The sequence below is a fragment of the Caballeronia sp. GAWG1-1 genome (assembly GCF_023631465.1).
In the GTDB taxonomy this organism is placed as follows: Bacteria; Pseudomonadota; Gammaproteobacteria; order Burkholderiales; family Burkholderiaceae; genus Caballeronia.
In genome coordinates this window covers 179,795-203,593 of record NZ_JALQDB010000016.1, presented here as the reverse complement: position 1 = coordinate 203,593, position 23,799 = coordinate 179,795, and the positions used below count along the sequence as shown (strand labels likewise).

The window sequence follows — 23,799 nt, the reverse complement described above, 5'->3', positions numbered from 1 at the left end:
TCAACTCACGCCGTCGCGGGCCCACCCAGACCGCGCCCGCCACGCATATAAAGCGCCACCGACAAGCCCACCGCCAACGCCGCAGCCAGCGCGGCAAACAAGAACACCGACCCGTATCCAAACTCGCCAGCGACATAACCCGCCAAAGGCCCGGTCAATCCCAGCGACAAGTCCAGAAACACCGAGTAGGCCGACAACGCCGCGCCGCGCGAAGCCGGCGGCACGAGTCCGACCGCCTCGACGCCCAGCGCCGGAAACACGAGCGCGAAGCCGAAGCCGGTCAACGCAGCGCCTGCCAGCGCGAATGTCGGCTCGGCTGCGAGCCATAGCATCAGCAAGCCCGCGCATTCGAAACAGAACGAGACGATCGCCACACGGAAGCCGCCATACACCTTGATCGTGTTGGCGAACAAAAGCCGCGCGCCGACGAACGTCGTGCCGAACACCGTGAGCGAGAGCGCCGCGTGCGGCCAGTTGTGCGCGGCATAGAAGAGGGTGATGAAAGTCGCAATGGAACCGAAGCCCGCCGAACCCAGCGCGAGCCCGATCCCGTGCGGCAGCACGCGGAAGAACACGCTGCGGTACGACATGCGCTCGCCATGCACCACCGGCACGCTTTCCATGCGCTTCGCGAGCCAGTAACCGAGGCCGCCCAGCGCGATCACGATGAGCGCAAGCGCGGAAAAGCCCAGCGAATTGTTGATCGCCACGCCGAGCGGCGCGCCGATGGCCAGCGCGCCGTATGTCGCAATACCGTTCCACGAAATCACTTTCGCGTTGTGCGAGACGCCCACGCGGCCGATTCCCCACGTGATCGATCCCGTGCCGACGAGACTTTCGCCGACTCCGAGCACGAGCCGCGCGATCACCAGCAGCACGAGACTCACCGCATGCCACTGCGTCGCGAGCGCGGAGGTCAGGAGCATTGCGCCGCTGATCGCGCAGGCCACGAGACCGTAGAGCACGGTTTGCTTGGGGCCGGCGGTATCGGCTGAACGACCGGCGAGCGGCCGCGACAATAGGGTGGCGAAGTACTGAACGCTGATCGCGGCGCCCGCCATCACCGAGCCGTAGCCGAGATCCGTATGCACGAAGCCGGGCAAGACCGCCAGCGGGATGCCGATGGTCAGATAGCAAAGGAACGTGTACACGACGACCGACACGATTCGAAGCGTGACGGCGAAGTCGCCTTGCGGCGCGGTGGCGGGTTGGGTGGACATAGAAAGGCGCGGGTTACTACGGGGTTGATTTCGACGCGAAAGCGTGATTGTCACATAGCTTGCGACCCGATGTCGCGCCAGTTTTGTAACCACGTGGTCCAAATTGCCTGTCCGAACGGTCGGGCGGCATGTCGGGAAGCCGCGCTGCATAAGGGTTTCACGACTTATCGCGATGGGAGTATGTCGTACATGCAATGTCGCCTATGGGTTCCGGATTTTGGCGGTGATAGCTTTCGAATCATCGAAGCGCTAGGAGTAATCCGAGAAAGCGCCGGAACCATCCGAAGCCACCGGCTGCGCACTCCGCGCAACCAGCAAAAAGAATCATCGAAGCCCCGCGAGACAGAATTTCATGACCCAGCCGATCCGCTTTTACCATCGCAATGCGATCCGCGAAGTAAGCGGCGCGTCGACCACGCGCACCGTCCTGCAATACCTGCGCGAAGACGCGCGCTGCACCGGCACCAAGGAAGGTTGCGCCGAAGGGGATTGCGGCGCGTGCACGGTCGTCATCGGTGAACCGGACGGCGCGGGCGGCGTCGCGTTCAAGGCGGTCAACGCGTGCGTGCAGTTTCTGCCGACGCTCGACGGCCGGGCGCTCTTCACTGTCGAAGACTTGCGCCAGCCGGATGGTTCGCTGCATCCGGTGCAGCAGGCGCTCGTCGATTGTCACGGTTCGCAGTGCGGGTTCTGCACGCCCGGCTTTGCCATGTCGATGTTCGCGCTCTACGAAAAGCATGGTCATGCAACGCAAGGCTGTGCGCAGGCTTGCGACAAAACGCGGCCGTCGCGCCAGGAGATCAGCAACGCGCTGACCGGCAATCTGTGCCGCTGCACAGGGTATCGGCCGATCATCGAGGCTGCCGAGCAGATGTTCGATCACGCGCCGCTCGCGCCGTTGAACGTCGAGGCGCTGGCGCGTTCGCTCGACGGCATCTCGCGTGACGACACTTTCCACTACGAGCACGCGGGCCGCCAGTTCGACGCACCGCGCACCGTCGACGCGCTCGCGCAACTCAGAGCCGAAAAGCCCACGGCGCGCATTCTCGCGGGCAGCACGGACGTCGGCTTGTGGGTGACGAAGCAGTTGCGCGATCTCGGCGACATCGTCTATGTCGGACAGATCGAGGCGCTCAAGCATGTCGAGACGACCGAGGAGTGGATCGAGATCGGCGCGGGCGTGTCGGTCGAGCGCGCGTATGCCGAACTCGTGAAGACATATCCCGAACTCGAAGAGACGCGTCAGCGCTTCGCCTCGCTGCCCATCCGCAATGCGGGCACGCTCGGCGGCAACGTCGCCAACGGCTCGCCCATCGGCGATTCGATGCCCGGTCTCATCGCGTTGAACGCACGCGTCGTGTTGATGAGCGTCGATGGCCCGCGCGAGATGCCGCTCGAAAATCTCTACATTGCATATCAAAAGAAGGACATGGCGGAGAACGAGTTCGTCGCCGCCATCCGCGTGCCGACGCGCGGCGGCCAGCGCGCGAAGCTGCAATTTCGCGCCTATAAGCTCTCGAAGCGCTTCGATTCGGACATTTCCGCCGTGTATGCCGCGTTCTCGTTTATCGCGGATGGCGACACGATCCGCGAGCCGCGTCTCGTCTTCGGCGGCATGGCCGCGACGCCCAAGCGCGCCACGCACGCCGAAAGCGTGCTCGCCGACGCGCACTGGCACGAAGCCACCGCGCAGGCCGCGATGCTAGCGCTCGGCAAGGACTACGCGCCGCTCACCGACATGCGCGCGAGCAGCGACTATCGGCTGGATACCGCGAAGAGCGTGCTGTATCGATTCTGGCTGGAGACGCGTCCTCACAATCCGATGCCCAAGTCGAAGCTGGATGTGCGTGCAATCGAACTCGTCGAAGTGAAGTAAGGAGCCGATAAGAACATGAACCAACAAGCCGAAGCCTTTCTCGCCGAAGCCCAGTCGCTCGCCAACGAAGCCGACGATTTCAAGCAGGTCCACGTTTCGCGTCCGCACGAGTCGGCGCATTTGCATGTGAGCGGGCGCGCGAGCTATACGGATGACATTCCCGTCGTCGCGGGCACGCTGCACGCCGCGCTCGGCATGAGTCCGAAGGCGCACGCGAAGATCGTGTCGATGAACTTCGGCGCCGTGCGCGCCACGCCCGGCGTCGTCGCCGTCTTCACCGCCGAGGACATCCCGGGCGTGAACGACTGCGGCCCGATCATCCACGACGATCCGGTGCTCGCGCCCGGTATCGTGCAATACGTCGGGCAGCCGATGTTCATCGTCGTCGCGACGTCGCACGATACGGCGCGGCTCGCGGCGCGTCGCGCGAACATCGAATACGAGGAATTGCCGGCCGTGCTGACCGCCGAAGACGCGCGCAAAGCCGAATCCTACGTGCTGAATCCGCTCAAGCTCTCGCGCGGCGATGCAGCGAGCCGTCTGCAAAAGGCCGCGCATCACGAACGCGGCGCGATGAAGCTCGGCGGTCAGGAACAGTTCTATCTCGAAGGACAGATCGCGTATGCCGTGCCGAAGGACGACGACGGCATGCACGTGTACTGCTCGACGCAGCATCCGACCGAAATGCAGCATCTGGTGGCGCACGTGCTTGGCGTGCATTCGCACAACGTGCTGGTCGAATGCCGGCGCATGGGCGGCGGCTTTGGCGGCAAGGAATCGCAGTCGGGCATTTTCGCGTGCTGCGCCTCGCTTGCCGCGTGGAAGCTCTTGTGCCCGGTGAAGCTGCGTCCGGACCGCGACGACGACATGATGATCACCGGCAAGCGCCATGACTTCCAGTACGACTTCGAAGTCGGCTACGACGATCGCGGCGTGATCGACGGCGTCGCGCTCGACATGACATCGCGTTGCGGTTTCTCGGCGGACCTTTCCGGCCCGGTGATGACGCGCGCGGTCTGCCACTTCGACAATGCGTACTGGCTCGCGGACGTGAAGATCGAAGGCTATTGCGGCAAGACCAACACGCAGTCGAACACCGCGTTTCGCGGCTTCGGCGGGCCGCAGGGCGCGTTCGCCATCGAGTACATCATGGACAACATCGCGCGGTCGGTCGGTCGCGATTCGCTGGATGTGCGCTTCGACAATCTGTACGGCAAAACGGAAAACAACAAGACGCCTTACGGACAAACCGTCGAAGACAACGTGCTGCAGGAGTTGATTGGTGAGCTGGCCGAGTCGAGCGAGTATCGGCGTCGCCGCGAAGCCGTGCGCGAGTTCAATGCGAACAACGAGATCCTGAAGAAAGGGCTGGCGCTGACGCCGGTGAAGTTCGGCATCGCGTTCAACGTGACGCACTTCAATCAGGCCGGCGCGCTGGTTCATATCTATACCGATGGCTCGATGCTCGTGAACCACGGCGGCACCGAGATGGGCCAGGGTTTGAACACGAAAGTCGCGCAGGTGGTCGCGCATGAGCTCGGCGTGGATTTCGGCCGCGTGCGCGTGACGGCGACCGACACGAGCAAGGTGGCGAATACATCGGCGACGGCGGCTTCCACCGGCACCGATCTGAACGGCAAGGCCGCGCAGGACGCCGCGCGTCAACTGCGCGAGCGGCTCGCGAAATTCGCGGCGGAAAAGTTCGGTGGCGGCAAGGTGGAAGCGTCGCAAGTGCGCTTTGCGAACGACCGCGTGATCGTCGGGGAAGATGTCATTCCGTTCGGCGAGATCGTGCAGAAGGCCTACCTCGCGCGCGTGCAGTTGTGGTCCGACGGCTTTTACGCCACGCCCAAGCTCTACTGGGATCAGGCGACCATGCAGGGCCGTCCGTTCTTCTACTACTCGTATGGCGCGGCGGTCGCGGAAGTGGTGATCGACACGCTCACGGGCGAAATGCGCGTGCTGCGCGCGGATGCCTTGCACGACGTGGGCGCGTCGCTGAATCCGGCGCTCGATATTGGCCAGGTCGAAGGCGCGTTCGTGCAGGGCATGGGCTGGCTCACGACCGAGGAACTCTGGTGGAATCAGAACGGCAAGCTGATGACGCACGCGCCGTCCACCTACAAGATTCCGACGATCAACGACATGCCGCCTGATTTTCGCGTGTCGCTCTTCAAGAACCGCAACGCGGAAGACAGCATTCATCGCTCGAAGGCGGTGGGCGAGCCGCCGTTGCTGCTGCCGTTTTCGGTGTTCTTTGCGATTCGCGACGCCGTATCCGCCGTGGGCGATCACAAGGTGAATCCGCCGCTGAACGCGCCCGCGACCGCCGAAGAAATTCTTAAGGCAGTGAACGCGGTGAGGAGCGCACGGACATGATGCATATCGTTCTGTTCGGCGCGGGTCACGTCGGCCACGCGCTCGTGAAAGTGCTCGGCACGCTGCCGTGCGTCGTCCAATGGGTCGACGCGCGCGACGAACTTTTCCCCGACGAAGTCCCCGCGAACGTGCAGGTCGAAGCCACGGATCTGCCCGACGCCATCGTCGATGAAGCGCCGGCGGGCGCGTATTTCATCGTGATGACGCACGATCACTCGCTCGACTTTTCGTTGACGCAGCGGATCATGCGCCGCGAGGACTTTGCGTACTTCGGCCTCATCGGCTCGAAGACCAAGCGCGTGAAGTTCGAGCGGCGCCTGATGGAGCGCGGGCTTTCGGCGGAGCGTCTGCCGGAAATCACGTGTCCGATCGGCGTCGAGGGAATCGTCGATAAAGCGCCGGGTTCGATCGCGCTGGCGGTGGCGGCGCAGTTGCTGCGCGTGAGGGAAATGACGGCGCGGCTCGGTTTGCCGGCGCTCAAGGCGGCGCGGTTGGCCGCCTGAAAACGCGGATTCAGCTCAGGCCGTTCGTCTGCCGGAAACGACCCGGCGCCACGCCGTACAACTCCTTGAATCGCTTCGAGAAAGCCGCCTCGGACTGATAGCCCACGTCCGCGGCGACATCCGCGACGCTTTTCCTCGTGTGCATGAGCATGGTGCTCGCAAGCTGCATGCGAACGTGGCTCAGCAACGCGAGCGGCGAGCTGTCCGAATGCGCCGAGAACGCGCGCATGAAGGTGGCGCGCGACATCGCCGCTTCCTTCGCCAGCATTTCGAGCGTCCACGGATCGGCAGGCCGTTCGAGCATGGCGATCACCGCCGCGCCCAGACGCCGGTTCGCCAGCAAGCCCAGCACGCCCGCGAGTGACGGCTGCTCGGTGAGCCATGCACGCAGCACCATCGTGAAAAGCGCGGTGGAGAGCGCCGTGACGATCGACGGCGCGCCGGGCTGCGCTTCCTCCGCCTCGCGCCGCATCGCCGCGACGAGCGGCCCGAGATAGGGCGCCGATGCATTCGTGAACGACACGTGCACGAAGTCGGGCAACACGTCGATGAGAAGGGCGCGCGGCGCATACAGAAAGCGTCCGCACAACAAATCCAGCGCCGCTTCCCGACCGTCCACATTGGTCCGCACCGTGATGGCGCCGTTATCGCGCGAAGTCATGGCGCCGATTTTCTCGCTGGCATCGACGGGACCGACGCTCACCACGTGCGCATCGGCGCGCGGCAGCATGAAGATATCGCCCGCGTTCAACGCGACGCTCGCATGTCCCTTGCGCTCTACCGTGCACGCACCTTCCAGCACGACGTGATAGAGCGCCTCACCTGGCGCACCCGGCGCGTGGTCGAGTTCGAGCGGCCCGGCAAGCAGGCAGCGGAGATCGAGCGCACCGGAAAGGCGCGCAAGCTGAATGAGTCGATCGAGGGCGTCCATGCGCGAAAGAATAGTTCTTGTTTCGCCGATGGTAGCGGAGATGCGCCCGCGCCGTCACTACTTGGCGGCGAGGCTCAGCAGTTCTTCGATGCTTGCATTTTTCTTGCGCCCGGTAAGCGTCTCGGAGACGCTCGCGATCATTTCGCGCAGCCATGCGACGTCTGTCGGCTGATCGGGTTGCGGCAGCGAGAGCTGATAGCACTTGATGCGCGGAAACGGCACCGGCGAATCGAGCACCGCAAGCGGCAGCATGGACGCGTAATGCTGCGCGAAACGGCGCGGTGCGGTAAAGATCAGATCGGATTGCAGCAGCACTTGCGGCACGAGTCCGAAATACGGAATGGTCGCGACGATGCGCCGCTTCACGCCCGCGCGCGCCAGGCCGATATCGATCGGATGCCGCTTCGCTCCGCTATAAGGCGTCGGCGCGAGATGCGCGGCGAGTGCGTAGCGCTCGACCGTGAGCGGCTCGCGCGCGAGCGGATGGTTCGCGCGCATCAGGCAGACGAATACGTCGGCGAAAAGGTCCTGCTTTTCGAAGCGCGGCTCGGGCTTGGTCCAGTTGGCCATCATCACGTCGATCTCGCCTTCGTCGAGCGCGCGTTCGTGATCGCGCATCGGATTGAGCGATTCGATTTCGAGCCGCGCGTTGGGCGCTGCATCGCGGAAGGCGGCGACGAGCGTCGGCATGAAGAAATCGTTCAGATAATCCGGCGCGGCAAGGCGAAAAGTGCGACGCGAACTCGCGGGATCGAATTCGCCGTGCGGTGTCGCGACGAATTCGACTTCGCGCAAAGCGCGCTGCGCCGGCGCAAGCAGCGATTCGCCGTACTCGGTCGGCACCATTCCCTGCTTGCCGCGCACGAGAATAGGGTCGTTGAGAATCTCGCGGAGCCGCCGCAGCGCGGTGCTGATGGCCGGCTGTGTCTGGTTCAGCCGCTGCGCGGTCTGCGTCACGCTGCGCTCCAGAAGCAGCGTGCGCAAGACGCGGATGAGCCAGATATCGAGTGAGTCGGCGGGATCGTTCATGGGCGAAGCTGCGGTTTGAAGACGGACACGGCGGCTGATCGCAACGAACGCGGAATGCCGGAGCGTGCGTTTGCGCGCCCCGATGCATCACCGTTCACAAAATAGTCACGCAGCTAACCCGAGGTTAAACGCTTTCCGCTTTTTAACGCCATAGCGCACGCGCTATGCGTGGCATCAGCCGCCGAGCCGCGAAGCGTCAGCTGAAGTCCGCGTCTCGCGGCGCGACCGGCAGCGCGCTGATGCGCTTCACTTCGGCGCCATCGAGCCAGTTCGGCGAGCGCGCGACGTAAAGCACCATCGGCAGGGTGTCTTCGCCCCAGAAGAGCTGGTCGTTGACGACGAACGTCGGCACGCCAAAGACGCCCATCGCGACGGCGCGGTCGGTGTTCTCGCGCAGCTTCGCCTTGATGTCTTCGTCTTCGACGCGCGTTTCCGCTTCGGGCATGCCGACCCGCTCGCACAAGCCGCGAAAGCCTTCTGGCGTCGACGGATCGCGTCCTTCGCGCCAGATATAGCGGAAGATTTCGCGCACGCAGACGAGATCGCCATTTGCGATTACCGCGAGCCGCAGCGCCTTGAGCGGATCGAACGGATGCGCGGGCGGCATTTTGAACGGAATGCCAAGCTGCTCGGCGCGAAAGAGCGCATGCCGATACGTAAACACGCGTTTCGACGGAATGGTCGCCGCGTGCGGCTGTCCCCAGCGGTCGAGCAGCTTCAACAACTGCACCGGCACGAACTCGAACGGCATGTCGGGCCACTTTTCGTGTTGCTCCAGCAGCAGATACGAGAACGGCGATATGAAATCGAAGAAAAAGTACGGCTGGCCAGGGCCGTTGGCATGCGCTGCGCTCATCTAGAGTTCTCCCTTGATCCTGCCGCGCCCGGCTTTTCGGGCTTATTCATTGTCCGACCGCATCGCGCAGGGTGGTACGTGGACCCGCGCCTTTATTCCGCTCGCATCTTTCGATCCTACCTGGCGATATTACGTGCTGCTCGGCTCGCTGTCTGCCTGCGCCGGTTCACGGCGCGGCTCCGTTTCGGCGACGGGCGCATGCGCGAGCCGTTCGCGCACGAAGCCGATATGTTCGCGCAGCACGTAGAACTGATCGGCGAAGGCAAGCGGCATTTTCATGCGATTGACCGCCGATTCGATCGCGTCGATCCGGTCGATCAGGGCGTCGCGCTGCGCGGTGTCCGGGCCGCTGATCGCTTCCCGTTCGATTGCAATGAGCGCGCCATACCACTTGTAGATACGTGATTTCACGCGCCAGCGATAAAGCCCCGGCACCAGCCGCAAGCCCGGAATGAGCACGACGATCAACGGCACCAGCACGACTAGCACGCGATCTGCGAGACTCGCCATCCAGAACGGCAGCGTCCGGTAGATAAAGCTCTTGCCCGACTTGTAATAGCGCTCGGCGTTGTCGCTGATGCGAAATTCGTGGACGAGCGGCGCGGGAAACTCGTTTGCGCGCTGCAGCAGGTTGGCGCGGCTGTGCACTTCGCGCGCCGCTTCGATCAAAAGATCCGAGAGCGCGGGATGCAGACTGTCGCGCGCCACCAGTTCGGCCGTCGGCGCGATGGTGTGAACGGCGCGCGGCGGCAGATTGCGGGCGAAATCGAATGCACCCATCGGCAGTTCGATTTCGGTGAGATAGGGGAAGCGGCGCGCGTAGGCATCGGCTTGAGTAAAGTCCATGAAACGGATGCCGGATGTGCGCAGGAGCTTGGCCATCGTCGGCGGTTGCGCGGAATCGCCCGTCAGGAATACGGCGTCGATCGTGCCGTCTTCGAGCGCGGCCGCGGCCTTGTCGCCGGCGAGCGGCAACAGTTCGGCATCGCCGCCCGGCTCGATGCCATTCGCCTTCAGAAGCGTGAGCGCAAGCGCGCGCGTGCCGCTGCCTTCCGCGCCGATGGCGAGCCGCTTGCCCTTCAGTTCGGACAAGCGCGTGACAGTCGCGCCACGATAAAACACGGCGAGCGGCACATACGACACGCTGCCGAGCGATTCCAGGTTCGCGTGCTGATCGCTCGCCGCGTCCGGCGTCATGCCGCCTTGCACGAAACCGACATCGACGTCGGATTTCGGATCTTCGAGACGCGTGAGGTTGTCGAGCGAGCCTTGCGTTTCCAGCACGTTGAGCGTGACGCGGTTGCGCGCGAGGATTGCCTTGTACTTCTGCGCGCTGTTCCAGAACGAGCTGCCCTTGGGGCCTGCCGCTATCGTCAGCGTGCTTGGCGGCGCGGGCTGGATCAGCCGCACGGCAAGATAGAGCGCCGCGATACTGACGAGCAGAATCGGACCGAAGGTCAGCGCGAGATCGCGCCAGGAAATCGCGACGAAGCGCGCGACGATCCTCTGCGGCTTGCGTCCCGTGGCTTTGTGAGCGGGGTCTTCGGGTTGGTGTCCTGGAGGTTGAATCATCGCGGCGGCAAACTTGAATAAGCATGGAAGTTTCGAGGTTTCCGCGAGCTTACCTGAAGCCATCCGCATTCAAGATGCCGTCGAGTTGCGCCATGCCACGCGTGCGAGTCGTTGGCTCGGCGGCCGTGCAAACCACGAGTGTGACACGCGTGTGTGCATGCCGCAGCACTCGTGCCGCCGCTGTTGCGCCACGCCGCATCCAGTTCCTTGCAACGTTAAATGTTTTGCGCTTAAGGCCGCGCTGGGCTAAATTGACGTTCGCCGCCAGTTGGCGGGAACCATGCGCGTTGTAGCCCGCTCATGCGCCGGACAGTTTTCCCGGCATGTGGGTAAATTGGGCGAACGCCATGCTCTTCGGAGTGTCGCGCGACGGTTTCCTGTTCCGCATCCGCCATACGGCAGGCCACATATTCGAGCCGACGGGCACTTGCCCCAAGTAACCGGCCGTAGTCAGTTTGTTAATTTCGCCAGTCTCTCGCAGCACCGCATTGCAGCATCAGGCCGCATCGAGCGTCTTGCCATCGAGCCATCCTCGGTGGAAGGCGCATTCGAGGCTGCGGCGTATCCTTCGGGGCCGCCGCCGGACTGTTGCACGAAAGCGGTTCGGTTTGTTTTGATGTGCCAACGAGTGAAGTAGTAACTGTGCGAAGTCAATAAGCGAAACAAAAGGAGAAATCATGAAAGCTGTCGATCTGTTGAAGGCGCTGGGCGTGGTGGTGTGCGTGGCCGTGGCGTCGAGCGCTTATGCTCAAGCGAGCGATGCGGACGCCACGTCGGCCGCGCCGACCAAGGCTCAGAAATCGGCGACCAAGAAGACCGACCGCAAGCTCGGCTACGACGTGCGCCGTGCGTTGTCGAAGGCGCAAGGCTTCGACGTGTCCAACGTATTCGTACGCGCGCGCTCCGGCGCTGTCGTGCTCTCGGGCACCGTGCCGGAGGGCGGCCAGATCGCCCAGGCAGAAGAAGTGGCCAAGGGCGTTCCGGGCGTGAAGTCGGTTTCCAACAAGATTTCGCTGGGCGTTCAGAACGGCGGAGGTTAAGCACGCCGTTTGCGTTGTTTCTGGCGGCGCGGTTTAGCGCTGTCATCGGCGGCGCTTCATGCGGGTCACTCGACGGGCTCCGGCATCACGCCGGGGCCCGTTGTCGTTCTGACATCCTCTGACTTCTCTTTGCTCTAAGGGAAGTTCAGCAATTACGCGATCGCTGTTTGCGCGTAATACTTGTTGTCGGCAAGGCCGTGCGTGCGGCACGGTGCAGAAGTCGATCAACAACAAGCGACCGGATGGCGGAGACACACAATGAAAAGATTCGCACGAGTCCACGGGTTGTCACGCGCGGCGACGCTCGCCGTGCTGGCGGCATTTGCGACGACCACGCTCGTCGCCTGTCACGGCGGCGATGACGACGGCCCGCAGTTCCCGTCCAACACCTTGCCGAGTTTCGTCTCGGGAACGGTGAAGACGCAGACTTACGACGGCAATACCGACGACCTGCTGACCGCCGGACTCGGCAAGACAGGACTTGCGTCGGCGACGCCGCCTTCAATCGCCAATGCGGCCGCGCCGACAGCGGCGGAACTGCGGCGCCTGGCTATCTATTCGAACTATCGTGCGCTCGTCGATATGTCGGCGAACGGCGGCTACGGGCGCTTCTGGGGACCGAATGTCGATCTGAACGGCGGCGACACGCTCGGCGAAGGCAAGATCGCGGGCAAGGAGTATCTGGCCTTCTCGGACGACGGTTCGGGCACGAAGAACGTCAGCCTGCTCGTGCAGATTCCGACGAGTTTCAATCCGGATCAGCCTTGCATCGTGACGGCGACATCGTCGGGATCGCGCGGCATATATGGCGCGATTTCGGCAGCGGGCGAGTGGGGCTTGAAGCGCGGCTGCGCGGTTGCGTACACGGACAAAGGCAGCGGCAACGGCGCGCACGAGTTGTCGACCAATCTCGTCACGCTGATCGACGGCACGCTTTCCAATGCGACCTTCGCGGGCAATTCGGCGATCTTCAAGGCGAACCTGAGCCAATCGGCGCTTTCGGCTTACAACTCGGCGTATCCGAATCGCTACGCTTTCAAACACGCTCACTCGCAGCAGAATCCCGAAAAGGACTGGGGCAAGAATACGTTGCAGGCGATTCAGTTCGCGTACTGGGCGCTCAACGATACCTATGGCGTGGTCAACGGCTCGACGCACTCCGCGCGCTACTCGAAGGGCAGCATTACGACGATCGCGGCATCGGTGAGCAATGGCGGCGGCGCGGCGCTTGCAGCCGCCGAACAGGACACTGATGGCTGGATAAGCGCGGTCGTCGTCGGCGAACCGCAGATCAACATGAATCTGCCGGCGCAGGTTGCGGTGCGCGAAGGCGGCCAGGCCGTCGGTTCGTTCGGGCGTCCGCTTGCCGATTACATGACCTACGCGAACCTGCTTCAGCCATGCGCGGCGCTAGCGACGGCGGCGGTCGGCGCGCCGTATCTGACGGCACTGCCGCTCGCGACCACCGTGGCGATTCGCACCGCACGCTGCGCGACGCTCGCGGCGAGCGGCGCGATTGCCGGCGGCGATACGCTCTCGCAAGCCAACGACGCGCTCGCGAAGCTGCATCAGGCGGGCTACGAAGCCGACTCCGACACGCTACATGCGCCGATGTGGGACTCGCAGGCCGTGCCTGCCGTCGCCGTGACTTACGCCGATGCCTACATGCTGGCGAGCGTCGCCGACAACCTGTGCAACTTCAGCTTCGGCACGACCAACGCGCTGACCGGCGCGGCGGGCGTGAACCCGCTCGTTTCGCCGATGCCCACGGTCTTCGGCAACGGCAATGGCGTGCCGCCGACCAACGGCATCAACCTCGTCTATAACGCGGGGACGTCGAGCGCGGCGGATCATCGGCTTGCGACGCCCGATGCGAGCTTCGCGGGCGCGGCCTGCCTGCGCGCGCTCTGGGCGAACGGCAATCCGACGATGACGGCGAGCGTGAACGCGATTCGCGTCAACGCGAATCTGCGTGGCAAGCCGGCGATCATCGTGCAGGGAAGGTCGGATGCGCTCGTGCCGATCAACCATGCCTCGCGGCCGTATCTCGGCGCGAACAAGGTGGTGGAAGGCAACAACAGCCAGCTCTCACTGTACGAAATCACGAACGGTCAGCACTTCGATGCGTTCCTGAGCGTGGCTGGCTTCGATACGCGCTTCGTGCCCGTGCACTACTACAACCTTCAGGCGCTCAATTTGATGTGGGCTCACCTGAAGAACAACGCGCCGTTGCCGCCGTCGCAAGTCGTGCATACGGTGGCGCGCGGCGGCACGCCGGGTGCGGCGCCTCAATTGACGGTGGCGAATCTCCCGGCGATCGCGGCGAGCCCCGGCGCGAATGCGATTTCGGTGAATGGCGGCGTGGTGAATGTGCCGAATTGAGGGGTGATGGGAGTGGCGTGCGGATTGGCGTCGCTGTCGGCGGCAGGCGGAGCTTCAGCTTTAGGCGGCGCGTGATGAGCGCGCCGCATCGATGCGTCCGGGGGGCTAGCTGCGCGATGAGCGAGGCGTCACAGGCCACGCGGGTACATTTTGCGAACGGCGACGGGTGCTGAATGAGGTTTGCGGTGAGCTGATCACGCAACTGCAGCCGCCGTTGCCCGCGTGCTTGATGCTTGCATCGACGAAGTGTATGCCGGAACGACGCGTTCGCTCGATCTCACTGAACCGGCGCCGATGCCGCGACGCCCTCGGACGCGGCGTGTTTCGCGTCGGATGACTGGATGGCCGTCGCCGCCGCGGCGGGCGCCTGTACGACGATCGGCGTTGGCGTGAGATCCGGTGAACTCACGATCAGCGACGGTGCGAGCGGCTTGCTCTTGACCTCATCCGATGCGATGGGCGAACTGCGCGGCACCGTGCTCAGATAGTGCCCCATCAGCCCGAAGAATCGGTCATAGAACTTGCCGGCGGGCACGGTTTCGCTGGAAATCTTGACCATTGCATCGCTGTTCGAACGGATCGGCAGCGAAAGCGAGCCCAAGACGCTCAAGCCCACGCTTGCGGAGGTATCGCTCTTCTTGAGCGCATAGCCGTCCTGCACCGCGTTCACATAAGCGATGCTCGTATTGGTCGTGTTTTCGCCGGGCGTGCAGACCACATGGAATGAGACGACCACGTGCGTTTCGGTGGACGGCTGGAAGTTCTTGGTGGCGTCGACGGTATCGGCTTGCGCCATCGTCGTGAGAAAGCCTTGCGAGAGCAGCGCGCGGCGGGCCGCCTCGCAGGTTTCGTTCACGGTGGCGTCGAAGTTGCGCGCGAACGGACTTGCACCGGAGTCAAAGAGTTCCTGCTGATAGCTCGGCGTGGTCGCCGCGCGTCCGCCACAGGCGGCAAGGGCGAGAATTCCGAGGGAGAGAAAGGCAAGGCGCAGCGACGACGACATAGGCATGAGAGGCAACGAAGACGAAATTTGTGATGCAACAAACACAAATTGTAGTGCCCTCCGACTGCGCGAGAAAAAAACGTAGTCCAAAAACATCGTCGAATCCATGGCTTACAGAAACTTTTCCTTCGGGATGCGCAAAAAGCAAAAGCCCGGCGTGCGTGCCGGGCTTCGTTACGCGAATTGAAGATTACGGGCGATTGAAGTCGACCGGATTCGGGTCGGTAGCCGCGCGGCGGGCAGCACCCGAAGCGGCAGCGCCTTCGCCGACACCGCCAAACGACGATGCAGCCGTGCCTTGTTGCGCGTTCAGGCGTGCTTGCGCGGCCTGAATGTTGGCGGGGTATTGGGTTTGATCGCTGGCCGGGTTGTAGCCTGCGCGTTCCAGTTGAACCAGTTGAGCCTTCACTTCAGCCCGCGTCACCGGCGCGTTTTCTTGCGCCTGGGCGAAAGTGGGGACTGCAAGGACGGCAGCAACGGCGATTGCGGGGATGATCGACTTGAACATGATGAACCTCCTAGGTACTGATCTCGGGAACGTTGCGGGTGGAGAGTTTGTCTCTTCACTGCTTCGTCGTTGAAATGCAGTCTAGGCCTCGCCGACCCTAGTAGAAACCCTAATTAAGCGAAATCAGAATTGACGGATTGACATTAATCCAACCAATCGACCTTACGAAATCTATTAATTTCCCCGTGTCCAGACAAAAGTACGCGAAATAGGGAATGCCCGTCTGTCCCCGTCCTTGAAATTGTCAAACTCGATCCATATAATTAGCACTCACTGCACGAGAGTGCTAACAAATTGCCGCTCGGGCAGCTTCGCTCACCGGGCGGGTTTCCCCCGCGTTTTCAGTCTCAATCAAGAGAGGAGTGTGTATGAATCTTCGTCCTTTGCACGATCGCGTCATCGTTAAACGTCTGGATCAGGAAACCAAGACTGCCTCGGGCCTCATCATCCCCGAAGCTGCAGCCGAAAAGCCGGATCAAGGCGAAATCCTGGCCGTCGGCCCGGGTAAGCGCGATGACAAGGGTGTGCAGAACGCCCTCGACGTGAAGGTGGGCGACCGCGTGTTGTTCGGCAAGTACGCCGGCCAGACCGTCAAGGTCGACGGGCAAGAACTGCTCGTGATGCGCGAAGAAGACATCATGGCCGTTCTGGTCAAGTAAGCACCTTCCTGCACTTCGGCTTCGCCGCAGAGCCGCTCCATTGGAGCCTGCCGCCCGAAGCCTCAAAACTGAATCGACTCAAGGAGTTTGAATATGGCAGCTAAAGAAGTCACTTTTGGCGATACCGCACGCGCCAAGATGGTCGAAGGCGTGAACATTCTGGCCAACGCGGTCAAGGTCACGCTGGGTCCGAAGGGCCGCAATGTCGTGCTCGAGCGCAGCTTCGGCGGCCCGACGGTCACCAAGGACGGTGTCTCGGTCGCGAAGGAAATCGAACTAAAGGACAAGCTCCAGAACATGGGCGCGCAAATGGTCAAGGAAGTCGCTTCCCGGACCAGCGACAACGCCGGTGACGGCACCACGACCGCTACGGTTCTGGCGCAATCCATCGTTCGCGAAGGCATGAAGTACGTTGCATCGGGCATGAACCCGATGGACCTGAAGCGCGGTATCGACAAGGCAGTGGCTGCAGCTATCGAAGAACTGCGCAAGATCAGCAAGCCCTGCACGACGAACAAGGAAATCGCTCAAGTCGGGGCGATTTCGGCGAACAGCGACACGTCCATCGGCGACCGTATCGCTGAAGCAATGGACAAGGTCGGTAAGGAAGGCGTGATCACGGTTGAAGACGGCAAGTCGCTGGAAGACGAGCTGGACGTCGTGGAAGGCATGCAGTTCGACCGCGGCTACCTGTCGCCGTACTTCATCAACAACCCGGACAAGCAAGTCGCCCTGCTCGAAAACCCGTTCGTGCTGCTGCACGACAAGAAGGTTTCGAACATCCGCGATCTGCTGCCGGTACTGGAACAAGTCGCGAAGGCTGGCCGTCCGCTGCTGATCATCGCTGAAGACGTCGAAGGCGAAGCGCTGGCCACGCTGGTCGTGAACAACATCCGCGGCATTCTGAAGACCGTTGCCGTCAAGGCTCCGGGCTTCGGCGACCGTCGCAAGGCAATGCTGGAAGACATCGCTATCCTGACCGGTGGTCAAGTGATCGCGGAAGAAACCGGCCTGACGCTCGAAAAGGCTACGCTGGCTGAACTGGGTCAAGCAAAGCGCATCGAAGTGGGCAAGGAAAACACGACGATCATCGACGGCGCTGGCGAAGCAGCAAGCATCGAAGCGCGCGTGAAGCAAGTGCGCACGCAGATCGAGGAAGCAACGTCGGATTACGACCGTGAAAAGCTGCAAGAGCGCGTGGCCAAGCTGGCTGGCGGCGTGGCAGTGATCAAGGTCGGCGCTGCGACCGAAGTCGAAATGAAGGAAAAGAAGGCACGTGTCGAAGACGCACTGCACGCGACTCGTGCGGCTGTGGAAGAAGGCATCGTGGCCGGCGGTGGCGTCGCGCTGATTCGCGCTCGCAAGGCTGTCGAAGGCGTGAAGGGCCTGAACTCGGACCAGGACGCGGGCATCCGCATCGTTCTGCGTGCGATGGAAGAGCCGCTGCGCCAGATCGTCACGAACGGCGGCGAAGAAGCTTCCGTCGTGGTGGCGGCTGTTGCTGCGGGCACGGGCAACTACGGCTACAACGCGGCAACGGGCGAGTACGGTGACCTGGTGGAAGCCGGTGTCGTCGACCCGACCAAGGTGACGCGTACGGCATTGCAAAACGCGGCATCGGTGGCAGGCCTGCTGCTGACGACCGACGCAGCCGTCGCGGAACTGCCGAAGGAAGACTCGGCCATGCCTGGTGGCATGCCCGGCGGCATGGGCGGCATGGGCATGGACATGTAATTCGGTTTCGACCGGTTACTTGCTTCATCCTCAGGGCGTGGGTTTCGAAAGAAGCTCACGCCGCAAAGAAAAACCCGCAGCAATGCGGGTTTTTTTTCCGTCCGTGGCAAACGCGGACCGTTACTTGTTCATCTGATCGCGCAAGTTCTGCGCGGCGGCCTTGTAGTCGTAGGTCGGATAAAACTCCGTCGTATAGCCGCCCCACGCGGTGGTTTCGATCGCGCGATTCACTTCGCGCAGGCGATCGGCCGGCACGCGCAAGGTCACGACCTGACCGACGCCCATCATCACGTACCACGACACCACTTCGATTCCCGGCGGCGGAAACGTCTTGAAGAAGCCTTGCTCCTTCAACTGCTCGTTGATCTTCGGAAGCGGTTTGCTTTGATCATGCTTGAGGAAGATGGTCAGCAGGAAGGTGCCGTCGCCAGCCGGTGTGGCGGGCGGCGCCGTGCTTTGCTGCGCGTTTGCGGGCAGGGCGATGTGAATCAGCGAGGCGAACATCGTGGCTTGAAAAAGGCGTGCAATTCGTCTTGCTGATCGATGCATCGGGAATGCTCCTCGTGAACGAATCGGTTTAACGATGGTGGGTGCGCAGACGCTCGATCATATGCAGCGCGTTGGGTTGCGCATTGCCTTCGGCGGTGTTGTCGAAGATGCACCAGACTTCGGGCGTTTTCTTCGCGCGCGTGTGCAGCGTGCGCGCGAGGTCGTCGAGATAGGTGTAGTTGTAGGAAGACTTGTAGAGCTCGGGCGAGCCATGCAGCCGCACATACACGAGCGAAGTGTCCGCGCGATGCTTGATCTCGCACTCGTCGGGGATCGGGTCCGCATCGACATAAGCCATGTGATGCGCCTTCAGGAGCGCGGCCGTGTGGGTGGTGAACCAGGACGGATGCCGCGCCTCGATTGCAATCGGCAACTTCGTGCGCTCGCGCAACGCCTTGATGAAGGCTTCGGCCGTGGCCTGATCGAAGGGCAGACTGGGCGGCAGTTGCACGAGCCAGCAACCGAGCTTGTCGCCGAGTTGCCCCGCGCTTTGCAAGAATTCGTCGAGGAGCGCCTCGGTGCCGACGAGCCGCGCGTCGTGCGTAATGGACTTGGGCAATTTCACCGAGAAGCGAAATGACTCGGGCACGCTCTGCGCCCAGTTCGCGTAAGTCGATTCGCGATGCGGTTTGTAGAAGCTCGAATTGATCTCGACGCAAGTCAGCACGTGTGCGTAGCGTTCGAGATGCGTGCCTTCATGCGGAAAGCTCGACGACACGGCGCTCGACAAACCCCAACCCGCGCAGCCGATACGGATCGCGCCTTGCGGGCCGGGCTTGTGCAGATGGGGCAGTCGGTACGGCATGCGTTCTCCCGGCGACTCGATTGGTCAGTGTTTTGGGCTAATGGCGTACTTCCCCAGGCAGTCCCGCCGACTCGTCGGGGAGGGACGACGTCTCGCCTTCTTCGTCTGCATCGTTCGAGCGCGCCCAGAAAAACCGGTCCGGCAAATAGGCGCCCATGCCCGGACGGAACGCGGCGCGCGCCGCCTGGAACACATACTCCTGAGCCTCGCGTGCGGCCTCGGCGGGTTCCTGTCCGTTGGCAAGCAAGGCCGCGACCGCGGCGCCGAGCGTATCCGTCAGCCCCATGATGCGATGCACACCGCGATCCCACGTATCTTGCCGCACCTGGCCTTCTTCGCTATACAGCGTGTTCACATGCCGATGCGTGCCGGTTTCCATTGCGAGCACATATTCGCAACCTTGCGCCAGGATATGCGAGATCGCGGCATCCAGCGTTGGCGCCTCGGCGTCGCTGTCGGGTTGCGCGAGCTGCAACAACGTGGCGTGATCGGCGATCAACATAGTCGTTTGCGGCACGAGCAGGTCGGCAAGCGACTCACGCAGCTCGTCAGCGGACAAAACATGTTCATCGTCTAGTGTGAAGTCCGGCGCGAGGATCAGCGGTACGTCGTCGTAGTCGGACACCACTTCGGCGATAGCGGAAACCACCTCCGCGCGCGTTGCCGCGCCGATCTTGAACGCGGCGATCGGCATGTCCTCCAGCAACATGCGCGCCTGCGTGGCGACGACGTCGGGGTCGATGCCGGTAACTTCGTCGCAGCTCGCGGAGTCGCGCACCGCGTAGCCCGTCAGCACCGTCACGCCGTGGCAGCCCATGCTTGCGAGCGTCAGCACGTCGGCTTGAAGCCCCGAACCGCCTGTGGGGTCCGTCAGGCCGAAGGTGAGAACGATCGGTGGGGAGTCGCCGGTCATGGCAAAAGCGGACATTGTTTTCTTGATTGCACGAATGGAACGGAAGGGCCGCGAACGCCCGCGCCTCGAAGTGCACTGGCGGCGGCCAGCTCGGTCATGATTCGACCGTGGTTCGACTATGGTTCAATGTTTCGATTATGCGGCCTAACGCCGTCAGGCTACAGTCTTTGCGCACTTTTTTCCGGTACGGCGGCGCTTGAGAGAGCCAGTACGGCGGTCGAAGGCTTGGCCACGCGTGAACGGGCATCTCGCTAGGCATTGACACGCCAACACGGTACCATCATGTCCTAATTTCAATCGACCATTTCGACGCGGCATAAGTATGGAATATAGAAGCTGGATGTGCCTGATCTGCGGCTGGATCTATGACGAGGAGGCGGGATTGCCCGAAGAGGGCATCGCGCCGGGTACGCGCTGGGAGGACGTTCCGATCAACTGGACTTGTCCCGAATGCGGAGCCCGCAAGGAAGATTTTGAGATGGTCCAGATCTGATCCGCACGCTCTACCGCGCCGCATGACTCGCGTCATGCGGCGCGCGTTTTTTGCGGACCGCTTTTTTGTTCGCTGCTTTCGTTCGCTGCTTTCGTTGCTGTTTTTGTCCGGCAGCGCTGCCGGTGTTGCGTCGTGCGTCGAAATCGATGCGCGCGCCGGTCGCATGTTTGGCCGCTGCAAGCTGCATGGGCGCCACGACGCGTGCCGATGCCAATGCGAACCGGCGCCTGAAGGCATACGCTTGAGGCTGGTCCGTGGTTCGGCGAGACGGGCGCAGGCAGTAAGCGGTCCGTCGGTCGATAAAATCGTGAGCGCGGTCAAGTACCGACGCTTTCATCGATGATGCTATTTCACCGCGCGCGCCCATGTTCGACTCACGGCGCCTGCGAACCGGTTTGTGAGCGCCAGATATGACATCTCGTCCCGATCTTCCAGTTACGTTCGAAGCTCTGCCCAATCCGCGCGGCGGCTCGGTGCGGCTCGCCGAAATGGCGCTGACCGATGCCCATCACGCGTTCCAGCGTCAGGGCGAAACCGCGCCCGCGTTGAAGCGCGCGATCTCCGCGCTGCATTCGGCGGGTTGGCTGCCTGCGCAGCGTTTCGCGGAAGCGCTCGCGCTCGTCGCGCCGCTCGGCGAGGAATCGGAGCCGACGCGTGCACGCATCGCGGCTGCGCTCGCGGACTTCGGCGCGGCGGTGGAGCGCCACAATCTGCGCGAGTTGTCGTGCTCGACCGTGTTGTTCGATCACTATCGCGGGCTGCATGCGTTGCTCGCCATGCATACGCGCGTCGCGCCGGTTTCCTACGATGACCTCGCGCTCGCGGGCCGCGCCATCGCGCCCGCGACGTTGCGCGGCATCGCGCCCGAGCGGCTTGCGCGTGTTCGGGCGCACTACGAACAGGCCCTGCTCAAGCTCTTGCGCGGGCCCGAGCAGGAATCCGCCGATGCCTTCGCGCGCCTCGACGAGTGCCTGGGCGAGCTCGGCGGCCCCGATCCTTACGACTTCTGGCGGCTCGCGCTCAACACTATTTGGGCGCTGCGCGAGCGCGCGGAGCGTCGCGGCGACGCCGATTTCGCCGCAAACGCCGACGCCAAGCGCCTTTACGCGCGCTTCAATCTCGTGTTGGCGGATCAGGCGCACGCTTCGACCTATGCGCCGCGCTCGCTCGTGCGCGCGACGCTTGCGCTCCTCTGGCGCGACTTCGCACTCTACGGCGCGATGCCGGAAGACGCGGAACGGGTCGACGTCTTGCGGGACTACGGTTTGACGGTGGCGTGGCATGTCGCGGCGAATCCCGCGTCGGAGGCCGCGTGGGAGCAGGGCGCGGCGCAGGCGATCGAGGAAAACGCCCGCGACGGTTCATCGCGCGATCTGGGTGCGCTGCGCGTGAACGCCACGGCTTACGAAGACTTTCTCCAGAGCGCGGAAGCCTCCATCGAGGGACTGGTCGAGCGCGGTTCGCAAGCAAGCGAAACAGGCACGGTGGACGCGGACGCGGCGCTGCACTCGGCGAACGCGTCGCACCGGCTGGGCGCGGCGGCTTGCGCGCTCGGCTTGGGCCATGTCGCGTTGCTCGCCGATACACTCGGTCTCGCATGGCGGCGCGTCGCGCATCAGGGCGCGCATGAATCGGCGGATGGCGTCGCGCGCGAACTCGATGCCACCGTTCCCGAACGCGCGGCTCAGATGCTGCGGTCCATGCTGCACCAGGCCGCGGCCGGCATTGCGCCGTCGGAAGGCCGCGCGTCGATTGCCGCGCTCACCGCCATGATCGAGCGGCCCGCCGCGGTCAATCGCTAGCTTCGGCGTGCGGTTCGTCGGCAGCGTCCGCGCTGCTGCTGCGTGAATCGTCGGCGCGTTTCGCGGGTCCGCGCACCACGTCGTATCGCGCGAGCGTGCGTTTGCGCGCGGCGTCGTGATCGACTACCGGCTGCGGATAGTCCGCGCCAAGCGAAATCCCCGCCTTCGAGAGTGCGTCGGGCTTGGCGAGCCACGGCGCGTGAATGTCCCGGTCCGACAAGCCCGCGATTTCCGGCACGTAGTGGCGGATGAACTTGCCCGCCGCGTCGAATTTCTTCGACTGCGTCGTCGGATTGAAGATGCGGAAATACGGCTGGGCATCGCAGCCGCTCGATGATGCCCATTGCCATCCGCCGTTATTCGACGACAGTTCGAAATCGTTTAGCAGCGCTTCGAAATAGGCTTCGCCGCGCCGCCAGTCAAGGCCGAGGTCCTTGGTCAGAAAACTTGCCACCACCATGCGCAGGCGGTTGTGCATATAGCCTGACTGGTTGATTTGCCGCATCGCGGCATCGACGAGCGGATAACCTGTTTGTCCCGCGCACCATGCGGCGAAGTTCGCGTCGGCGGCATCGCCTGTCTCCCACTGGATGCGGTCGTATTCCGGCTTGAATGCACGATGATCGCCCGGCACGCCGACATGCGGAAAATGGTGCAGCACGGAGAAATAGAAGTCTCGCCAGATAAGCTCCGACAACCAGGTTTCCGCGCCCTTGTTGCCGTGGCGCTGCGCATCGTGCGCGGTGCGAGCGGGTGCGCGAATCGAAACCGTGCCGTGTCGCAGATGAACGCCGAGATAGCTCGGGCCCTTCAGCGCGGGGAAATCGCGGGCGTGATCGTAGTCGGCCATGCGGTCGATGAAGTCATCGAAAAGCTCATACGCGCCGCTCGTGCCAGCGGGAAAGGCGGGCGCGTGCTCCGCGCCGAAGCCGAGCGCGTCAAGCGAGGGAATGGCGTGCCTGACGTTACCCGGCGGCTTCGCGAGCACGTTCAAATGATCTTCGGATGCGTACGGCTTGAGCGCGTCCGGCGTGAGTGTCGCGAGCCACTTGCGCTTGTACGGCGTGAAGACGGTATAGGGTTTGCTGCTGCCTGTGAGCACATCGTCATGATCGAAGATCGACTGATCCTTGAACGTGAAAAACGCGATGTCCTTGCTCGCCAGCTTCTGCGCCACTGCCTCGTCACGCGCCTTCGCACTCGGTTCGTAATCGCGATTTGCAAACACCGCGTTCGCGCCGCATTCGACCGCAAGCTCGGGTATCTCATGCAAAGGCACGCCATGTCGAACCATCAGCGTCCCGCCAGCGTCGCGCAACGTGCGATCCAGTTCCACCACGCTCGCATGAATGAACGGCACGCGCCGGTCGTTTCGCGCAAGCGGCGAGAGGATGTCGCGGTCGAAAACGAACGCGCACAGCACCCGACGGCACCTTGTAAGCGCGTGATAGAGTGCAGCATTGTCGGCTGCGCGCAGGTCCCGCCGAATCCACACCAGACCCACATCAAAGTCGGCCATCTGTCAGCGCCTTTGTTAAAATCCTG

21 protein-coding genes are annotated in these 23,799 nt (G+C 63.0%); 9 read left to right on the top strand and 12 right to left on the bottom strand.

The genetic code is table 11. The features are described from left to right. Positions 1-5 precede the first annotated feature (5 nt). Complete coding sequence (locus NCT03_RS11235) at positions 6-1,220, bottom strand: MFS transporter (protein ID WP_250492672.1); 1,215 nt, start codon at positions 1,218-1,220, stop codon at positions 6-8. Between the two features lie 352 nt (positions 1,221-1,572). Here NCT03_RS11235 and xdhA point away from each other — a divergent pair, with 352 nt between their 5' ends. Genes xdhA through xdhC form a run of 3 tightly spaced genes read left to right on the top strand, consistent with a single transcriptional unit; the run spans position 1,573 to position 5,978 of the window. Beyond that, entirely contained in the window at positions 1,573-3,096 is a 1,524-nt protein-coding gene (xdhA, locus tag NCT03_RS11230) for a xanthine dehydrogenase small subunit (RefSeq protein WP_250492671.1), read from the top strand. A 15-nt stretch (positions 3,097-3,111) separates the two neighbouring features. Then, on the top strand, positions 3,112-5,475 hold the full coding sequence (xdhB, locus tag NCT03_RS11225; protein WP_250492670.1) for a xanthine dehydrogenase molybdopterin binding subunit: 2,364 nt from the start codon (positions 3,112-3,114) through the stop codon (positions 5,473-5,475). After that, the gene (gene xdhC / locus NCT03_RS11220) at positions 5,472-5,978 is read left to right on the top strand and encodes a xanthine dehydrogenase accessory protein XdhC (RefSeq protein WP_244826133.1); all 507 of its coding nucleotides are present in this window, start codon (positions 5,472-5,474) and stop codon (positions 5,976-5,978) included. Before xdhB ends, xdhC begins: the two co-directional genes overlap by 4 nt. A gap of 10 nt (positions 5,979-5,988) precedes the next feature. Here the strand turns inward: xdhC and NCT03_RS11215 are convergent, their stop codons facing one another. From NCT03_RS11215 to NCT03_RS11200, 4 genes are all read right to left on the bottom strand, one after another. After that, the gene (locus NCT03_RS11215) at positions 5,989-6,909 is read right to left on the bottom strand and encodes an AraC family transcriptional regulator (RefSeq protein ID WP_244826132.1); all 921 of its coding nucleotides are present in this window, start codon (positions 6,907-6,909) and stop codon (positions 5,989-5,991) included. A gap of 57 nt (positions 6,910-6,966) precedes the next feature. Beyond that, positions 6,967-7,938, bottom strand: coding sequence for a LysR family transcriptional regulator (locus NCT03_RS11210; protein ID WP_244826130.1), 972 nt, complete (start codon positions 7,936-7,938; stop codon positions 6,967-6,969). A 196-nt stretch (positions 7,939-8,134) separates the two neighbouring features. Then, the gene (locus tag NCT03_RS11205) at positions 8,135-8,794 is read right to left on the bottom strand and encodes a 2-hydroxychromene-2-carboxylate isomerase (protein WP_250465482.1); all 660 of its coding nucleotides are present in this window, start codon (positions 8,792-8,794) and stop codon (positions 8,135-8,137) included. A 129-nt stretch (positions 8,795-8,923) separates the two neighbouring features. Continuing rightward, positions 8,924-10,366: a TAXI family TRAP transporter solute-binding subunit gene (locus tag NCT03_RS11200; RefSeq protein ID WP_250492669.1), complete on the bottom strand. Its 1,443-nt coding sequence runs from the start codon at positions 10,364-10,366 to the stop codon at positions 8,924-8,926. Between the two features lie 677 nt (positions 10,367-11,043). Here NCT03_RS11200 and NCT03_RS11195 point away from each other — a divergent pair. Together NCT03_RS11195 and NCT03_RS11190 are read left to right on the top strand one after the other, a co-directional pair. Beyond that, positions 11,044-11,406, top strand: a complete 363-nt coding sequence (locus NCT03_RS11195) for a BON domain-containing protein (RefSeq protein ID WP_244826125.1) — start codon at positions 11,044-11,046, stop codon at positions 11,404-11,406. Between the two features lie 258 nt (positions 11,407-11,664). Further along, on the top strand, positions 11,665-13,788 hold the full coding sequence (locus NCT03_RS11190) for a D-(-)-3-hydroxybutyrate oligomer hydrolase (RefSeq protein WP_250492668.1): 2,124 nt from the start codon (positions 11,665-11,667) through the stop codon (positions 13,786-13,788). A gap of 277 nt (positions 13,789-14,065) precedes the next feature. Here NCT03_RS11190 and NCT03_RS11185 read toward each other — a convergent pair whose 3' ends face one another. Together NCT03_RS11185 and NCT03_RS11180 are read right to left on the bottom strand one after the other, a co-directional pair. Beyond that, the gene (locus NCT03_RS11185) at positions 14,066-14,797 is read right to left on the bottom strand and encodes a DUF2242 domain-containing protein (protein ID WP_244826122.1); all 732 of its coding nucleotides are present in this window, start codon (positions 14,795-14,797) and stop codon (positions 14,066-14,068) included. Between the two features lie 184 nt (positions 14,798-14,981). After that, positions 14,982-15,299 (bottom strand): DUF4148 domain-containing protein, encoded by a 318-nt coding sequence (locus NCT03_RS11180; protein WP_250492667.1) that lies wholly within the window; start codon positions 15,297-15,299, stop codon positions 14,982-14,984. 368 nt (positions 15,300-15,667) lie between these two features. Here NCT03_RS11180 and NCT03_RS11175 point away from each other — a divergent pair, with 368 nt between their 5' ends. Together NCT03_RS11175 and groL are read left to right on the top strand one after the other, a co-directional pair. Then, positions 15,668-15,958, top strand: a complete 291-nt coding sequence (locus NCT03_RS11175; RefSeq protein WP_244826120.1) for a co-chaperone GroES — start codon at positions 15,668-15,670, stop codon at positions 15,956-15,958. A gap of 93 nt (positions 15,959-16,051) precedes the next feature. After that, on the top strand, positions 16,052-17,692 hold the full coding sequence (gene groL, locus NCT03_RS11170) for a chaperonin GroEL (protein WP_244826118.1): 1,641 nt from the start codon (positions 16,052-16,054) through the stop codon (positions 17,690-17,692). 120 nt (positions 17,693-17,812) lie between these two features. On the opposite strand, the gene NCT03_RS11165 is transcribed toward groL, so the two are convergent. The 3 genes from NCT03_RS11165 to NCT03_RS11155 form a co-directional block, all read right to left on the bottom strand. Continuing rightward, positions 17,813-18,196, bottom strand: a complete 384-nt coding sequence (locus NCT03_RS11165; RefSeq protein WP_250465498.1) for a hypothetical protein — start codon at positions 18,194-18,196, stop codon at positions 17,813-17,815. A 73-nt stretch (positions 18,197-18,269) separates the two neighbouring features. Beyond that, a complete protein-coding gene (locus NCT03_RS11160; protein WP_244826116.1) occupies positions 18,270-19,046 on the bottom strand; it encodes a DUF72 domain-containing protein in 777 nt (258 codons plus the stop codon). A 37-nt stretch (positions 19,047-19,083) separates the two neighbouring features. Further along, on the bottom strand, positions 19,084-19,959 hold the full coding sequence (locus NCT03_RS11155; protein WP_244828100.1) for a hydroxymethylpyrimidine/phosphomethylpyrimidine kinase: 876 nt from the start codon (positions 19,957-19,959) through the stop codon (positions 19,084-19,086). Between the two features lie 322 nt (positions 19,960-20,281). Between NCT03_RS11155 and NCT03_RS11150 the strand changes: the two genes are divergently transcribed. Next, positions 20,282-20,452 (top strand): rubredoxin, encoded by a 171-nt coding sequence (locus NCT03_RS11150; RefSeq protein WP_025527884.1) that lies wholly within the window; start codon positions 20,282-20,284, stop codon positions 20,450-20,452. 10 nt (positions 20,453-20,462) lie between these two features. Here NCT03_RS11150 and NCT03_RS11145 read toward each other — a convergent pair whose 3' ends face one another. After that, a complete protein-coding gene (locus NCT03_RS11145; protein WP_250492666.1) occupies positions 20,463-20,639 on the bottom strand; it encodes a hypothetical protein in 177 nt (58 codons plus the stop codon). A 223-nt stretch (positions 20,640-20,862) separates the two neighbouring features. Here NCT03_RS11145 and NCT03_RS11140 point away from each other — a divergent pair, with 223 nt between their 5' ends. Then, a complete protein-coding gene (locus NCT03_RS11140) occupies positions 20,863-22,254 on the top strand; it encodes a FimL-related protein (protein WP_244826113.1) in 1,392 nt (463 codons plus the stop codon). Here the strand turns inward: NCT03_RS11140 and NCT03_RS11135 are convergent. Continuing rightward, positions 22,244-23,773, bottom strand: a complete 1,530-nt coding sequence (locus NCT03_RS11135; RefSeq protein WP_250492665.1) for a cryptochrome/photolyase family protein — start codon at positions 23,771-23,773, stop codon at positions 22,244-22,246. The two genes, NCT03_RS11140 and NCT03_RS11135, sit on opposite strands and share 11 nt — an antisense overlap. Positions 23,774-23,799: the final 26 nt, after the last annotated feature.

Bases quoted from the DNA above. Each gene is read 5' to 3' on its own strand.
- NCT03_RS11235 (WP_250492672.1), bottom strand. From the start codon at position 1,220: ATGTCCACCCAACCCGCCACCGCGCCGCAAGGCGACTTCGCCGTCACG.
- xdhA (WP_250492671.1), top strand. From the start codon at position 1,573: ATGACCCAGCCGATCCGCTTTTACCATCGCAATGCGATCCGCGAAGTA.
- xdhB (WP_250492670.1), top strand. From the start codon at position 3,112: ATGAACCAACAAGCCGAAGCCTTTCTCGCCGAAGCCCAGTCGCTCGCC.
- xdhC (WP_244826133.1), top strand. From the start codon at position 5,472: ATGATGCATATCGTTCTGTTCGGCGCGGGTCACGTCGGCCACGCGCTC.
- NCT03_RS11215 (WP_244826132.1), bottom strand. From the start codon at position 6,909: ATGGACGCCCTCGATCGACTCATTCAGCTTGCGCGCCTTTCCGGTGCG.
- NCT03_RS11210 (WP_244826130.1), bottom strand. From the start codon at position 7,938: ATGAACGATCCCGCCGACTCACTCGATATCTGGCTCATCCGCGTCTTG.
- NCT03_RS11205 (WP_250465482.1), bottom strand. From the start codon at position 8,794: ATGAGCGCAGCGCATGCCAACGGCCCTGGCCAGCCGTACTTTTTCTTC.
- NCT03_RS11200 (WP_250492669.1), bottom strand. From the start codon at position 10,366: ATGATTCAACCTCCAGGACACCAACCCGAAGACCCCGCTCACAAAGCC.
- NCT03_RS11195 (WP_244826125.1), top strand. From the start codon at position 11,044: ATGAAAGCTGTCGATCTGTTGAAGGCGCTGGGCGTGGTGGTGTGCGTG.
- NCT03_RS11190 (WP_250492668.1), top strand. From the start codon at position 11,665: ATGAAAAGATTCGCACGAGTCCACGGGTTGTCACGCGCGGCGACGCTC.
- NCT03_RS11185 (WP_244826122.1), bottom strand. From the start codon at position 14,797: ATGCCTATGTCGTCGTCGCTGCGCCTTGCCTTTCTCTCCCTCGGAATT.
- NCT03_RS11180 (WP_250492667.1), bottom strand. From the start codon at position 15,299: ATGTTCAAGTCGATCATCCCCGCAATCGCCGTTGCTGCCGTCCTTGCA.
- NCT03_RS11175 (WP_244826120.1), top strand. From the start codon at position 15,668: ATGAATCTTCGTCCTTTGCACGATCGCGTCATCGTTAAACGTCTGGAT.
- groL (WP_244826118.1), top strand. From the start codon at position 16,052: ATGGCAGCTAAAGAAGTCACTTTTGGCGATACCGCACGCGCCAAGATG.
- NCT03_RS11165 (WP_250465498.1), bottom strand. From the start codon at position 18,196: ATGTTCGCCTCGCTGATTCACATCGCCCTGCCCGCAAACGCGCAGCAA.
- NCT03_RS11160 (WP_244826116.1), bottom strand. From the start codon at position 19,046: ATGCCGTACCGACTGCCCCATCTGCACAAGCCCGGCCCGCAAGGCGCG.
- NCT03_RS11155 (WP_244828100.1), bottom strand. From the start codon at position 19,959: ATGACCGGCGACTCCCCACCGATCGTTCTCACCTTCGGCCTGACGGAC.
- NCT03_RS11150 (WP_025527884.1), top strand. From the start codon at position 20,282: ATGGAATATAGAAGCTGGATGTGCCTGATCTGCGGCTGGATCTATGAC.
- NCT03_RS11145 (WP_250492666.1), bottom strand. From the start codon at position 20,639: ATGCAGCTTGCAGCGGCCAAACATGCGACCGGCGCGCGCATCGATTTC.
- NCT03_RS11140 (WP_244826113.1), top strand. From the start codon at position 20,863: ATGACATCTCGTCCCGATCTTCCAGTTACGTTCGAAGCTCTGCCCAAT.
- NCT03_RS11135 (WP_250492665.1), bottom strand. From the start codon at position 23,773: ATGGCCGACTTTGATGTGGGTCTGGTGTGGATTCGGCGGGACCTGCGC.